The sequence below is a fragment of the Aeromicrobium sp. Leaf272 genome, from assembly GCF_001422865.1.
In the GTDB taxonomy this organism is placed as follows: Bacteria; Actinomycetota; Actinomycetes; order Propionibacteriales; family Nocardioidaceae; genus Aeromicrobium.
The window spans coordinates 97,886-112,066 of record NZ_LMMY01000001.1 but is presented as its reverse complement, the minus strand read 5'-3'; the positions used below and the strand labels follow the sequence as shown (position 1 = coordinate 112,066).

Below are 14,181 nucleotides of genomic sequence, written 5' to 3'. Positions count from 1 at the left end.
CGACGCGGTGTCCACGCGGGGGACCACGCGACGGCCGGGTCGGCCTATCCTGGGCGGGTGAGCCCCCGTTCGGCCGCGTTCTTCGACCTGGACAAGACGATCATCGCCCGGTCCAGCACCCTGGCCTTCAGCAAGCCCTTCTTCGAGGGCGGGCTGCTCACGCGCCGTGCGGTCCTGCGCAGCGCGTACGCGAACTTCCTGTTCGGGCTCAACGGCGCCGACCACGACCAGCTCGAGCGGATGCGCACCTACCTCACGGCCATGGTCGCCGGCTGGGACGTGGAGATCGTGCGCGAGTCCGTTCGCCGCACGCTGCGCGACGTCATCGACCCCATCGTCTACGCCGAGGCCGTCGACCTGATCGAGCACCACAGGCGTGCCGGTCGCGACGTCGTGATCGTCTCGGCCTCCGGGTCGGAGGTCGTGGAGCCCGTCGGCGAGCTCCTCGGCGTGTCCGACGTCATCGCCACGCGCCTCGTCGAGCACGCCGGCCGCTACACCGGCGAGGTCGCGTTCTACGCCTACGGCCCGCACAAGGCCACCGCGATGAAGCGACTGGCCGAGGAACGTGGCTACGACCTCGACGCGTGCTTCGCCTACTCCGACTCCGAGACCGACGTGCCCATGCTCGAGACGGTGGGTCACCCGTTCTGCGTCAACCCCGACAAGACCCTGCGCAGGATCGCCGCCGAGCGTGACTGGCCGGTGCTGGCCTTCGCCCGGCCGGTCGCACTGCGCAGCAGGCTCGGCCTGCACAGCCCCACGGGTCGCGCCGCCTGGACCCTCGGGGCGGTCGCAGCGGCAGGTGGCGTCGCCCTGCTCGCCCGTCGGCGGTCGCGTCGCGCGTCACCGTCGCTGCTGCAGCGGGTCCTCCCCCACACCTGAACCGATCCGCCCCGACCCCGCACGGGCCACGTGCGCTTGTGAACCGCGGCACGCAAGGTTACGGCCCCGTAGGGCTACCGCGCGTCCTGGCAGCGGCGTACAACTGAGGGCAGGACAACTCCACAGACGGCCCGGCACCTCAGTACCCACGCGGCGATCTCCCGTCCCACTGGGCAGTCGCTCCCGGGACATCCGCGACGAGCGGCCCCGAGGCGACGATGACGAAGTGCACGCCTGGTAGCTGCAGCGCGGCCGGACCCATGGACGGCGTCACCCGAGCGGTGGCGCCGTCCTTCTCTGCGGACCGGCGACCAGTCCGGCCGAACCGGTGCCCTCCGGCAGCGTGCCCTCGCTCGCGGGTTCGTCGGAGGGTTGGCCGTCCTCGTCCCGGTCTCCCAGGCACAGGAGGAAGGGCAGCGCCAGGACCGCCCAGACGTAGCGGTCCCACAGGATCGTCGTGAGGGACCCGATGAGCGCGTAGCCGAGCACCGGCAGCACGAGCAGGTTCCACGGGCGGGGCAGGGTGATCGCCCGCAGGGCCACCGACCCGAGCAGCACGAGGTAGACGGCCAGACCGATGATCCCGACCGCTGCCGCCACCTGCAGGTAGATGTTGTGCGCCGCCATGACGTCGCCCAGCCCCACGCCGAGCAGCGGGTGCGACGTGAAGGCGTCGAGCGCGATCCTGGCGAGGTTCTCGCGGTCGAGGTCGGATCCGGCTGCCGTGCCGCCGCCGAGCAGACGACCGAGCACGTTGTTCTGCGACGCCCCGTTGCCGGTCACCGCCTGGCCCACCACGTAGATCGCGGGGATCGCCAGCCCGAAGAGCACCAGGGCGATCTCGACGCGGCGCTCGATGACGACGAAGAGGACGGCGACGGCCACCGCGGCCATCAGTGCGGCGCGGCTGCCGCTGATCCAGACGCCCCACGCGCAGGCCCCGCCCATGAGGACGACGGCCCACGACCAGCGGCGCGGGAGCACCCGCAGCAGGAACGGAAGCAGCGCGAGGGCGAGCATCGCGCACAGACCCATGATGTTCGGATGGGTCGAGTAGCCGATCCGGCGACCGTCCCAGGAGGCCCCGCCGACGGTGTAGGCGGCCACGAGGTTGCCGATGTTGCCGAGCACGTAGGCGAGCGCGAAGCCGACCACGACCCGCCTCGAGGGCCGCCAGACCATGAAGGCCAGCGGGAGCAGCAGCGCACCGACCACGAGTCTGAGCAGGCTGTTGAGGCTCGCGCCGGGGGCCTCGGCACCGGCGGAGGAGACGAGGCCGACGACCACCAGGGCGGCGGCCGCCCCGAGGAACAGCCACTCCCCCGGCAGCCGACGGCCCAGCAGCACGAGCACCAGGAGCAGGAGGCCGGCGAGGAGGACCAGGTCGGACAGCGCGGCGAACGCGATCGCGCCGACGGGCCGGAAGTTGTCGAGCGGGGACAGCGCGATGCCGACGGCCAGGACGACGATCGCCGTCCGCTCGAGCCCGACGACGGCCAGCATCAGCAGGGTGCCGGCGACCGCGAGGGCCAGCCCGGCGCCGACGGCGCCGTTCACCGAGATCGGGATGAGCACGGCCAGCAGGGCACCGACGGCACCGACCGGGAGGAGCCAGGCCGCGACGGCACGGCGTCGAGGCGTGGAGAGCCGATCGGTGTCCGGAGTGGGGAGGACCAGCCTCGAGACGGCCATGTCGACCCTGCTCAGCGCTTCACGCGGCGGCCGATGCGGCGGCCCCCGGGCTCCGGGTCCGGCGGGGCGGCGGGAGCAGCGGTCGGCGTGGAGTCGGTGTCGACGGTCGGGGCGTACCCGTAGCCGTAGCCGTGCCCGTAGCCGTACCCGTAGCCGTCGGCGTCACCGACCCGACGCGGGGTGCGGTTCAAGATGGTGCCGAAGAGGCGCCCGCCGACGGTCTCGATGCGGCTGACGGCGAGCCGCAGCTGCTCGCGGGTGGTGGAGCCGTGACGCACCAGGAGGAGGGCGCCGTCGACCTCGGTGAGCAGGATCGAGGCGTCCGCGACGGGGAGCATCGGCGGGGCGTCGATGATGACCGCGTCGTAGTCCTTGCGCACCCGCGCGATGAGGTCGCGCATGGCCTGGGTGTCCAGCACCTCGGCCGGGTTGGGCGGGGTGGGACCGGTGCCCAGGAAGGAGATGCCGCTCGAGTGCGGCTGGGTCGCCTCGTCGATGCTCGTGCGTCCGACGAGGACCGTGACCACGCCCACGGAGTTCTCGAGACCGAGCAGCTCCGCGACGTTGGGGTTGCGCATGTCGGCGTCGATGAGCAGGACCGAACGACCCGACTGCGCCATCGTGAGCGCGAGGTTGGTCGCCACGAGGGTCTTGCCCTCGTCGGGCAGGGCGCTGGAGACGAGGATCGCCTGACGCTGGGAGTCCAGGTCGGCGAACTGCAGGTTGGTGCGCAGCACGCGGAACGCCTCGGCGAGGCTGCCTCCGGCCTCGGTCGCGAGCGGGGTCTTCTTGACCTGCGGGTCGTAGGGCAGCGTGACGAGGACGGAGTGGCCGCTGATCTTCTCGGCGTCCTGGCGCGACTTCACGGTGCGGTCGAGCAGGTCGCGCAGGAGCGCGCCGACGATCGCCACGAAGAGGCTCAGCAGCAGGCCGATGCCGATGTTGAGCGGAAGGTTGGGCGAGACCGGGGTGTCGCTGATGCTGGGCTCGGCGGCGATCCGGGCCGCGATGGCCGGCTCCTCGTCCTTCACGGCGGGCCGCTCGAGCTGCTCGACGAGCGCCACGACCTCCTCGGCCTCGGCCTTCGCGATCTGCTGGGCCAGCTCGGGGGTGTCGGCGGTGACGTCGAGCTCGATGGTCTGGGTGCCGGTGATCACCGAGGCCGAGACCTGGCCCTCGAGGTCCTCGTAGCTCGTGTCGAGGTCGAGCTTGTCGACCACGCGCTGGAGCACGGACGGGTCGGTGGCCAGCTCGGCGTAGGACGCGACGCGCTGCGTGACGATGAACGACGCGGCGTACTCGGCCGAGCCGCCGGAGGGGGTCGAGACGAACAGCTTGACGCTGGAGCCGTACTGCGGCGTCATCAGGAGGACCACCGCCGCGGTGAGCGCGGCGCCCACGAGGAAGGTGAGGGTGCTGAACACCCATCGCATGCGCAGGGCGCCCAAGAACTGCCGTAGCTCCACGGCTTTCCCTCCTCCTCCCGCCGAGCTCGGCGGGTGTGCTGAGTGTAGGCGATCTGCCCCGGTCGGACGTCTCGCTCGCTCCACTTCGGTGAACGATCAGGAGCCCCACCTGTCACGCCCGGATCGGTCCGGAGATCGCGGCCGACGCGTAACGTCTCGGCGGTCGGTCGTTGTTACGGGTACGACGGCGTGGTCGCGGCGAGCAGCCCGACCCAGACTTCCCACGGAGGCAAGGCGATGACGGTACTGGTGACGGGAGCGGGCGGCTTCATCGGCGGCCACCTGGTGGCGGACCTGCTGGCGCAGGGACGCGAGGTGCGCGCGGTCGACAAGAAGCCGACGTCCGAGTGGTACCAGGTGCACGACGACGCCGAGAGCCTCGTGGCGGACTGCTCCGACATGGGCGACGCCCACAAGATGTCGGTCGGCACCCAGGCGATCTACAACCTGGCCGCCGACATGGGTGGCATGGGCTTCATCGAGAACAACAAGGCCGAGTGCATGCTCTCGGTGCTCACCAGCACGAACATGCTCGTCGCCGCGCGCGACGCCGGCACCGAGCAGTTCTTCTACAGCAGCTCGGCCTGCGTCTACAACGGGACCAAGCAGACCGACCCGAACGTGACCGCGCTCAAGGAGTCCGACGCGTACCCGGCGGAGCCCGAGGACGGCTACGGCTGGGAGAAGCTGTTCAGCGAGCGCATGGCCCGCCACTTCCGCGAGGACTACGGCCTGCAGACCCGGGTGGCTCGCTACCACAACGTCTACGGCCCCGACGGCACGTACGAGGGTGGCCGCGAGAAGGCGCCCGCCGCGCTCTCGCGCAAGATCGCCTGGGCCAAGCTGACCGGTGAGCACACCATCGACGTGTGGGGCGACGGCGAGCAGAGCCGCAGCTTCATGTACATCGACGACTGCGTGCGCGGCACCCAGGAGATCCTGGCCGGCGAGAACGTCGAGCCGGTCAACCTCGGCTCGTCCGAGCTCGTGACGATCAACCAGATGATCGGGATCCTCGAGGACATCGCCGGGATCACGGTCAGCAAGGAGCACGACCTCACCGCGCCGCAGGGCGTGCGCGGCCGCAACAGCGACAACACGATGTTCCACGAGATCTACGGCTGGGAGCCCTCGATCTCGCTGCGCGACGGTCTGGAGAAGACCTACGCCTGGATCTACGACCAGCTCGCCCCGCGCGTCTGACCCCTGCCGACGCCCGGTCGCCCGAGAGGTGGCCGGGCGTCGTCGTGCGCCGGGCGCCCGCTCCGGTCAGCCCGTTCGGGTCGACACGGGCCGGTCAGCGGGACGCCGCGGCCAACGGCGAGGCCTCGGCCGCCCGGGCCTGGGCCTGCGAGGCGTACTGGAGCCACTGCTGGATGCCGGTGGCGTCGCCCCGGGCGTAGGCCGTGAGGGCCGCCCCGTACCCGGCGGGCTCGGCGGCGTGCCCCGCCTCCGGGACCACGACCGAGGCCGGGTCCACGCCCTTGACGACGAGCACGAGCCGCTCGGCGGCACGGGCCACCATCCCGCCGTGCGCCGCGAAGGCGCCCGACGTCGCGACCTCGGCGTGGACGAGGGCCGCCACCACCAGACCGGGCGCCTCCGTGGGCAGGGCGACGACCCGGGCCAGCTCGCCGAGCCGGGCAGCGCCGGCGGCGTCCGCGGGCCGACCCAGCGCGTCGTCGGGCACGCTGCCGGCCGCGGCGAGGGCGTGCAGGCGCGCGAACGCCTGCAGCGGCGATCGGCTCCACACCGGCACGAGCCCCAGCAGCTCCGTGCCGAGCCGGACCGCGGCACGCGCGACGGCGTCGCCGCCGCCGGCCGCGAGCAGCTCGACCGCAGGGTCGTGGTCGTCGACGACGGCGGGGAGGTCGCTGCCCTCGAGCCGGGCGGTCGCCACCGCCCCCAGCAGGAGGGACCTGGCGGTGTCCTCCGGGGTGCTCCGGCGCAGGCCACGGTCGCGCAGGAGCGCGTCGATGCCGTCGCGCGTGGCCGCGAAGGCCGACGGCACGCCCTCCAGGCTGGCTGCGGGCAGGAACGGGTCGGAGGGAGCTGACACGCCCGAAGCGTACCGAGCGGGCACGGTGCGACCGGTAGCCTGCGGGGGTGAGCGAGCTGTTCGACCGTGCCGCCCGTCGGTCCGCGCCCGGGTCCGACGAGTCCGCCGCGCGCGTGACCAAGTGGCTCGTCGGCGACCGCCTGGCCTGCGTCCTGCTCGTCGGCGACTCGCCCCTCGCCTACCGGCTCAGCGCACAGGGCCACGAGGTGGTCGTCGTGGGACCCGACGTGCGCTCCGTCCGCTCCCCCGACGTCCTCTACGTCCGCTCCACGGTGGAGCACCTGCCGTTCCAGGCAGGCTCCTTCGACGCCGTCGTGGCCCCACGCCTGGCCACCGAGGCGACGCTCCTGGCCGAGCACGCCCGGGTGCTGCGCCCCGGCGGGGTGGTCTCGAGCCTCGCCCGGTCCCACGACGAGTCCATCCCGTGGGTGCGGCGGCTGCGCGACCTCGTCGGACGTCGCGAGGACGCCGGCACCCGGCACGACGCGGCCCTGGCCGACACCGGCCTCTTCGAGCCGGCCGAGACCCTCGACGTCGCCTCGTGGGAGGAGCTCGACCTCTCCGGACTGCTGCAGTACGCCCGGGAGACGGGCGCCCAGCCCGTCGACGACGCCGCCCTCGCGCGGGTACGGGTCCTCTTCGAGGAGAACACCGCCCACACCGGTGGCCTGCGGCTGCGGCACCTCACGACCGCCTGGCGGGCCCGGGTGGACAAGGAGGCCGGGCCGGCACCCGAGAGTCCGCCCGACGTCTCGCTGATCGACCTCGCCTGAGGGTCCCGCGCCACCGCGTCGCGGGGTGGACGTCAGCCTTCGGCACGGACCCCGTGGCGCTCGGCCAGGAGCCGGTCGACGACCGCCAGCACCCGGGAGGGGTCGACGGCGATGTCGGCGAGGATCGCGTTCATGGCCGACCCGTCGCCGTGGCGCGCGACGTCTCCGTCGACGAGGTACTCGTAGTGCGCCTCGGGGATCCCGCACGAGATCGACCAGTAGCACTGGTTCACGTAGGAGGCGGTGAACAGCTCCAGCACGGTGACGCCGGCCGGCGCGAAGAGCAGGTTGGTGAGCGCGGCCCCGTGCGGACCCACCACCATCTCGGCTGCGGAGAAGGTGTCGATCTGCTCCTGGGGCGACAACGACCCCGGCTCCACGACCTCGAAGCCTCGGGCCAGCAGGCCCTCCCGGAGCTCGTCCTCGCGGACCACGCGGCGCGTGTTCGGCACGGCACCCCGGGTGACGTAGAGGCGTCGTGGTGTCGGGTCGGCGTCCACGGACGGCCTCAGGTGCTCGCGGACCCAGGAGACCACCGGTTCCGGGGCCACCTCGAGCACGTTCGGGACGGACGGCGCGAACACGCGCTCCGCCCGGACGGACACCGCCGGGTCGTCGGGCACCGTCGGCAGGTGGCCGTAGCCGGCGATCTCGAGCAGCGTGCGCTGCCAGGCACGTTCCTGGGGGACGAGCAGCGTGACCTCGGGGTCGGCCCCTGGCACGCGCTCGAGGTAGTCGCCGATGCGCGGCAGCACGTCGGTCAGGAAGTGGTAGTAGTTGGCGCTGCCCCGGGTCGCCAGGACGAGCACGTCACCCGGCACGCGGGTGACCGGTGGGAGCCGACCGCGCAGGAACAAGGGGTGCTCGCGCCAGGTCGAGGTGCCGAAGTAGGGGCTGGTCTCGACGTCGAGCAGGCCGCTGCGGCTGATGACGGCGCCCGTGCCGCCCACCACGGTGCCGTCGGGCACCTCCAGGCAGAACGTCGCCGGCGCGACGGTGCGGTCGGCGCGGGAGAAGACCCAGTGCGCCGTCGGCTCGCCGGGGGGCGGGGTGCGGCCGAGCGGGGTCGGCGGGCGCCAGCCGTGCAGGAGCACACCGTCCTCGGGACGGGCGGCCCAGTCGCCCACCGTCGCCACCGCGCCACGCGGCACCGCGCGAGCACCGGCGAGCGGGCGCAGGGCGCGCCCGACCACCCCCACGAGCAGCGTGAGGAGCCGATGGACGCGCTTCGCGACGGGCCAGAACGGCTGCAGGCGCGAGGGAAGCTTGCTCACCCGGTGGTCAGCGCGGCGCCGGGCCGGGCTCGCCGCTGCGGCTCAGCCAGGCCAGCCCCAGGCCGTCGGCGTAGGGCTTGCGCTCGGCGAGGGCGAGCCCGGCCGACGCGAAGAACGTCTCCAGCTCCTCCCACGAGTGACCGGGCAGGTCGTGGTACTCGAGCACGACGCGCTGGACGCCGCTCCAGTCGGCGGGGTCGGAGCCGAGGACCATGTCGTACTCGCCGCCCTCCGTGTCGATCTTGACGACGTCGGCCGAGCGTCCGCTCACGTGCAGGGCCTCGCGCATCGAGACCGCCGGGACGGTCACCCGCGCGACGTCGGCCTCGTCCAGGTGCAGCACGCCGTTGTGGCCGCTCGCGGCGCCGTAGTCGGCGATCTCGAGCTCACCGGCCTCGGCCCGCACGGCCAGGTTGTTGCCGTGGACGCGCGTGCCCATGTCGTTCAGCGCGATGTTGCGCGTGAGGAACCCGGAGGTCGTCGGCGACGCCTCGTACGCGTCGACCCGCGCCCCGGGCAGACGGTGGGCCGCCGCCACGGAGAAGCAGCCGACGTGGGCGCCGATGTCGAGGACGACCGCGTCGGCCCGCAGGCCGGCCGTGAGCCAGTCGAGCCGGTACTCGTCCTCCACGAGGATCTCGTAGACCGGCACGCGCGCGCCGCCCTCGTTCGGGATCACCAGCGCGAGGCCGTCCTTGGTGCGGTACTCGAGCTCCGCCGGGCCCCCGGTCACGGACCGGCGGGCGATCGCGCCCAGCACACCGACACCGTTCGAGAAGCCCCCGACCGTCTGCCGGACTCGTCGGGCCACCAGACCTGCTGATCTCGCCATCGTCACACCTCGTGGGAAAGTTGCGGCTCGGGGCCGCGCGGCAGCGGCGACGCGACGTCCGCGCACCACTGAGAACTGTAGTGCGGCGAGACCGCTTCGGGGGCCGTCTCGCGCGGACTCGTCGGACTCATCGGGCTCCGTCCGGCCGGAGGTAGTGGGCCGACTCCTCGACCCCCGAGGCGAGCCGCTCCAGCTCCACCTCGACCATGCCCGTGACGAGCTGCTCGAAGTCGACCGTCGGACGCCAGCCGAGCGTCTCGCGCGCGTGGGACGGGTCGCCGACCAGCCGGGCCGCCTGGATCGCGCTCCACAAGGTGGGCTCGAGGTCGACGTGGTCGAGCGCGTCGTCGCGCCCCACCGCCGCGAACGCGACCGTCAGCATGTCGCGCAGCGTGTGCCCGTGCCCCGTGGCGAGGATGTAGTCGCCCGGTGCGTCGTGGTCGAGCGCGGCCACCAGGCCGGCGGCGACGTCGGCCGCGGAGAGCCAGTCGCGCTCGACGTCGAGCGCACCGAGGGTCATGCGCGACGGCATCCCGCGGGACACCTCGGCGGCCAGCCGCGCGACCTTGCCCGCGATGAACTGGCGACCACGGAACGGGCTCTCGTGGTTGAACATGATCATCCCGCAGCCGAACACCTCGTGCCGGTCGCGATAGGCGTTGACGGCGTAGTGGGCGGCGCTCTTGGACACCGCGTACGGGGTCCGTGGGTCGTGCGCCACCGCCTCCGTCAGGGGGCCCGTGGTCGCCGGTCCGTACATCTCGGCGCTCGAGGCCTGCAGGAAGCGGGGCATGGAGCCGGTGCGCTCCCCCAGCCGCACGATCGCCTCGAGCATGTCGACGACCGCCACGCTGTTGGTGAGCAGGACCTCCGTGGCCGCCTGCCAGCTCGCCTGGACGGCGCTGAAGCCCGCCAGGTTGTACACCGAGTCCGGGCGGTGGGCCTCGAGCAGCCGCTCGAAGCCCTCGACGTCGCGCTGGTCGTGCTCGACCAGGGTCACGCCGTCGAGGTACGGGCGCATGCGCTCGACGCTGCGGGTGCCCGGTCGGATCGTGCCGACGACCGTCCAGCCACGGCTCAGCAGCAGGCGGGAGACGTACATGCCGTCCTGGCCGGCCACACCGGTCACCAGCGCGACGCGACCCTGCGGTCGGGATCCGGCGGTCGCGGACTCCTTCCCCGTCCCCGGAGGGGGGACGGGAGCAGTCTCAGGCACGGCGGATCCACAGCGACGACGGCGGGTTCGGGTCGTCGGCGAGCGGGACGTAGTCGTCGAGCAGCGAGGTCAGCACCGACTCGTCCGCGTGCCTGACCAACGGGGTCGAGAGCGTGACCTCGAACGCGGAGTTGAAGGCGAGGAACGTCTGCACGACCATGGCCTCGTTCCAGTACACGGGCCAGCGCTCGCCGAACAACCAGGTGTCGGCCGGGAAGGGCGTGTTGTACGGGAAGTGCACGTCGTGGATGTGCACGTGCACGCCGGGAGCCAGGCGCGGGAGCACCTCGAGGAAGAGGTACGCCACGTCGCTGTCGATCTTGAGGGCGTGCGAGGAGTCGATGAACAGCACGTCGCCGTCGTCGAGGTTCTCGAAGGTCGTGAGCGGCACGTCCTGCACGAAGCCCTCGACCAGCTCGAAGTCGGGCAGGGTGCGCAGGGCGTCGAACGGGTACGGCTCGATGCAGGTGAGGCTGAGCGGCGAGCCCTCGGCGGCGTTCTGCGCCGCGGCGAGGGAGGCGTAGTACGTCGACAGCCCCGACCCCACCTCGAGGTAGCGGCGCGGCTTGTGCTCGCGCAGCTGGTAGTAGAGCGTCCGCGCGTCGAGCTGCGGGTACCCGGGTCCGAACCCGCGCCGCGTGTTCTCGAGGTAGTCGCCGGTCACCGCGACGAACTCCTCCTCCCACCGCTCGGCCAGCGCGCGGAGCCGGTCGGTGAGCGCCGGCACGTCCAGGTCGAGCCCGGCCAGGGCGCTCGGCCGGTCCCAGCGCTCGCGGGTGCGCTCGATGTCCTCCAGCACGGGCAGCGTGGAGTAGTAGTCGGACCGCTTGACCACGTTGAGGCCCGCGGCGCCCATGGCCTTGCGCACCGTCCGGACACGACCCTTCCTGGCGTTGAAGACCAAGGTGTCGAGGCGCTCGACGACGGTCGCGGGGAGGACGCGTGCCGCGCGCTCCTTGGGCGACCGGCGCACGGGCTCGGAGGGCGTGGAGGACATGTTCCGCCTTCTGGGTCCGCCCCTCCTGCTCGGCAGGGCGACGTCGGTGCCTCGGGCCGTGCCAGTCGCGGCAGGACGAGATCGGGATCCCGTGCAACGTACCGAATCGGGAGCGCTCCGGGGCGCCGAAACGCGAAAACGCACGACGTCTGCGTCACGGGTGTCGCAGCGTCACGGCCACGGTGCACGACCCGGGCCGAACCGGCTCCTCCGACGGGCGGGTCAGGCTAGGGTTCCCCCGTGGATCCTCGCCCGTCGACCCCTGCCCGCACCGCGGCGCGCGCCCGCTGAGCCCGTGCGGGTCGCGATCCTCGCCACCGGCTGGGCCGGCTTCAACGACGCCGCCTGCCGCGAGCTCGCGGCGCGTGGCGTGGAGCTGCTGATCGCGACGGAGGAGCAGACCGCCAACACGGAGTACGCGTCGCACCGCCACGACGAGTACGCGACGCTCCACACCTGGCGCGACGACCCCGCGCCGGGCGAGGTCCGCGACGCCGTCCGCGCCTTCGCCCCGGACGCGGTGCTGATGCACTCCTGGCACTACGCACCCTTCCGGGAGGCGATCAAGGCCCTGCCGGCCGGCACCCTGCGGGTGCTCTGGATGGACAACATCTGGCGCAACGTCCCGAAGCAGTGGCTCGGTCGCGCCGTCGCACCCTGGTGGGTGCGCTCGCTCTTCGACGCAGTGATGGTGCCGAGCGACCGCACCGAGCACTTCGCCCGCCGGCTAGGCTTCGGCGAGGCCGACGTCATCCGCGGCTCGCTGAGCGCCGACACCACGGTGTTCGGGTCGGGCCCGCGCGACGGAGCCGAGATCGCCGACCGACGACGCTTCCTCGCCGCGCTCCGGCTGGTCCACCACAAGGGTGCGGACGTCCTGGCCGAGGCGTACCGCGCCTACCGCTCGCGCGTCGACGAGCCGTGGGCCCTCGACGTCGCCGGCATCGGTCCGATGGCCGACTGCTTCGACGGGATCCCCGGCGTCGGGATGCTCGGCTTCCAGCAGCCGACCGACGTCGCCCGCCTCATGCGGGAGTCGTCCTGCCTGGTCGTCCCCTCCCGAGTGGAGCCGTACGGCGTCACCCTGCACGAGGGGGCGCTCAGCGGGCTGCCGATCGTGTCGACGTACTTCGTCGGCGCCGCGCCGTTCTTCGTCCAGGACGGGCTCAACGGGTGGACCGTCCCGGGCGACGACGCGGACGCGCTCGCCGAGGCGATGGCGCGGATCACGGCGGCCGGGCCCGACCGTCTGGCGGGCATGTCCGACGTGAGTCGGGCGCTCGGGGCCCGGACGAGCTCGGCGGGCTGGGCCCAGCACCTGCACGAGCAGCTCACCTGGCGGACGGCCGCCCTGCGCTCGACGGACCGCTGAGCCGCGCGAGCAACGACGTCAGGGCGTCGCGACCGGCCGCCTGGCGCCGCTCGAAGCGCTCGACGACCTCCGCGGGGTCCTCCACGGCGGCATCGACGACGAGCGCGGTGGCACGGTCGGCGAAGTCGTCGTCCAGGCCGATCGCCTGGCCCGCACCGACCATGCCCCGCAGGCACCCGGTCGCGTGCACGAGCGACGGCACGCCGTGGCGCGAGGCGTCCAGGACGACGAGCGGCTCGGCCTCGGTGGGGTACGTGCTCGGCAGCAGGAACAGGTCGATCCCGCGGTAGAACCCGTCGACCTCCGCGGGGTCGAGCGGCCCCAGCCACTCCAGGTGGCCTGCGAGGTCCTCGACCGCGTCGAGCACGAGCCGCTCGACCTCCTCGCCCACGCAGGGTCCGGCGAGGACGAGCCGCGCCGCCACCCCGGCGTCGAGCAGCCGGCGCAGGGTCTCGATCGACGTCGCCACCCCCTTCTCGAGGGTGAGGTTGCTGAGCATGCCGAGCACGAGCGTCTCCTCGGCACCCGAGGACGCGGGCCGAGGCTCCGACGGCCCGAGCAGGCCCGCGTTCGAGCAGACCGTGACCGTCCGCGCGGACGGGTAGAGCTCCTGCAGCCTCGCGCCCATCTCCGGGCACAGGACCACGTGCTCCAGGCGGGGACCTCCGACGCGGGTCAGCAGGGCCATCACGCGGGCCCGCTCGTGCAGGTAGCTGAACGTGTGGTGGTGGAAGACAGCGCGATGGCGAAGGAGCCGCGCGAGGCCCACCACCGCCAGCTGGAACCAGAGCAGCTCGCCCGCCGCCCCGGCGACGTAGACCCGCTGCCTCGGGCCGGTCGGGGCGAGCAGGCCGACCGCCCCCGTGAGCATCGCGCGCAGCCGCTGCGGCAGCGTGCGCGGCGCGGCCCCGGTGTCGTGCACGACGACGCGGGCGTCGTCGACCTCGCGCAGCCGCTCCAGCACGTGCCGCGTCACCATGGCGACCCCGTGCGGCGGTGGTGGGAGCGGCCCGAGGACGCGCACCACGACGGACGACCCCGTCACGCGTCGAGCCCTGCGTCGACGTCCGTCACCTGCGCCATCGTCGTCCCTTCGTCGGCCTCCGCAGGAGTCTAGGGACCGCGGCGCCCGGATGCGGTCGGATCGGGCCGGGCCGGCCGGGGCGTCCCGCCTAGACTCCTCGGGTGGAGTTCCTCAACCGGCTGCAGCCCGCCCACGACCTGACCTACAGCGACGTGTTCATGGTCCCGCGACGCTCCGACGTCACCTCACGGTTCGACGCGGACCTGTCGACCCAGGACGGCACGGGCACGACGATCCCGCTGGTCGTCGCGAACATGACGGCGATCTCGGGCCGCCGCATGGCGGAGACGATCGCCCGTCGCGGCGGCATCGCGATCATCCCGCAGGACATCCCCCTCGACGTGGTCGCCGCGACCGTCCGCCAGGTCAAGGCCGCGCACACCCTGTACGACACCCCGGTCACCGTCCCGCCGAGCATGACGGTCGGCGAGGCGCTCAGCCTCCTGCCCAAGCGCGCGCACGGGGCCCTGCTCGTCGTCGAGGACGGCCGCCCGCTGGGCGTGGTCACCGAGCGCGACGGGCTCGAGGTGG

Annotated in this window: 13 protein-coding genes; 5 read left to right on the top strand and 8 right to left on the bottom strand. The window is 73.0% G+C overall.

What is annotated here, in order from left to right; all coding sequences use genetic code 11:
• Positions 1–57: 57 nt before the first annotated feature.
• Positions 58–885 carry an HAD family phosphatase gene (locus tag ASF38_RS00575; RefSeq protein ID WP_055969644.1) on the top strand — a complete coding sequence of 276 codons (828 nt, stop codon included), beginning with the start codon at positions 58–60 and terminating at the stop codon, positions 883–885.
• 270 nt (positions 886–1,155) lie between these two features.
• On the opposite strand, the gene ASF38_RS00570 is transcribed toward ASF38_RS00575, so the two are convergent.
• Together ASF38_RS00570 and ASF38_RS00565 are read right to left on the bottom strand one after the other, a co-directional pair.
• The gene (locus ASF38_RS00570; protein WP_056572970.1) at positions 1,156–2,577 is read right to left on the bottom strand and encodes an O-antigen ligase; all 1,422 of its coding nucleotides are present in this window, start codon (positions 2,575–2,577) and stop codon (positions 1,156–1,158) included.
• 11 nt (positions 2,578–2,588) lie between these two features.
• Entirely contained in the window at positions 2,589–4,043 is a 1,455-nt protein-coding gene (locus tag ASF38_RS00565; protein WP_056572967.1) for a polysaccharide biosynthesis tyrosine autokinase, read from the bottom strand.
• A 237-nt stretch (positions 4,044–4,280) separates the two neighbouring features.
• Between ASF38_RS00565 and ASF38_RS00560 the strand changes: the two genes are divergently transcribed.
• Complete coding sequence (locus tag ASF38_RS00560; protein ID WP_056552797.1) at positions 4,281–5,246, top strand: NAD-dependent epimerase/dehydratase family protein; 966 nt, start codon at positions 4,281–4,283, stop codon at positions 5,244–5,246.
• Positions 5,247–5,340: 94 nt separating this feature from the next.
• Here the strand turns inward: ASF38_RS00560 and ASF38_RS00555 are convergent, their stop codons facing one another.
• Positions 5,341–6,102 (bottom strand): hypothetical protein, encoded by a 762-nt coding sequence (locus ASF38_RS00555; protein WP_056572964.1) that lies wholly within the window; start codon positions 6,100–6,102, stop codon positions 5,341–5,343.
• Between the two features lie 47 nt (positions 6,103–6,149).
• Between ASF38_RS00555 and ASF38_RS00550 the strand changes: the two genes are divergently transcribed.
• Positions 6,150–6,875, top strand: coding sequence for a methyltransferase domain-containing protein (locus ASF38_RS00550; protein ID WP_056572960.1), 726 nt, complete (start codon positions 6,150–6,152; stop codon positions 6,873–6,875).
• Between the two features lie 32 nt (positions 6,876–6,907).
• On the opposite strand, the gene ASF38_RS00545 is transcribed toward ASF38_RS00550, so the two are convergent.
• The 4 genes from ASF38_RS00545 to ASF38_RS00530 all read right to left on the bottom strand — a co-directional run bounded on the left by ASF38_RS00545 (position 6,908) and on the right by ASF38_RS00530 (position 11,194).
• Complete coding sequence (locus ASF38_RS00545; RefSeq protein ID WP_056572957.1) at positions 6,908–8,149, bottom strand: DUF563 domain-containing protein; 1,242 nt, start codon at positions 8,147–8,149, stop codon at positions 6,908–6,910.
• A 7-nt stretch (positions 8,150–8,156) separates the two neighbouring features.
• A complete protein-coding gene (locus ASF38_RS00540; protein WP_156366729.1) occupies positions 8,157–8,981 on the bottom strand; it encodes an FkbM family methyltransferase in 825 nt (274 codons plus the stop codon).
• Between the two features lie 127 nt (positions 8,982–9,108).
• Positions 9,109–10,197: a GDP-mannose 4,6-dehydratase gene (locus ASF38_RS00535; RefSeq protein WP_156366728.1), complete on the bottom strand. Its 1,089-nt coding sequence runs from the start codon at positions 10,195–10,197 to the stop codon at positions 9,109–9,111.
• Complete coding sequence (locus ASF38_RS00530) at positions 10,190–11,194, bottom strand: class I SAM-dependent methyltransferase (protein ID WP_056572949.1); 1,005 nt, start codon at positions 11,192–11,194, stop codon at positions 10,190–10,192. Before ASF38_RS00530 ends, ASF38_RS00535 begins: the two co-directional genes overlap by 8 nt.
• A gap of 295 nt (positions 11,195–11,489) precedes the next feature.
• Here ASF38_RS00530 and ASF38_RS00525 point away from each other — a divergent pair, with 295 nt between their 5' ends.
• Entirely contained in the window at positions 11,490–12,566 is a 1,077-nt protein-coding gene (locus ASF38_RS00525) for a glycosyltransferase family 4 protein (RefSeq protein WP_056572944.1), read from the top strand.
• Here ASF38_RS00525 and ASF38_RS00520 read toward each other — a convergent pair.
• Positions 12,526–13,611, bottom strand: a complete 1,086-nt coding sequence (locus ASF38_RS00520; protein WP_056572941.1) for a glycosyltransferase family 4 protein — start codon at positions 13,609–13,611, stop codon at positions 12,526–12,528. The two genes, ASF38_RS00525 and ASF38_RS00520, sit on opposite strands and share 41 nt — an antisense overlap.
• A gap of 140 nt (positions 13,612–13,751) precedes the next feature.
• Here ASF38_RS00520 and ASF38_RS18535 point away from each other — a divergent pair.
• Positions 13,752–14,181 (top strand): IMP dehydrogenase (locus ASF38_RS18535; protein WP_235497331.1); only part of this gene is annotated, 430 nt, incomplete at its 3' end.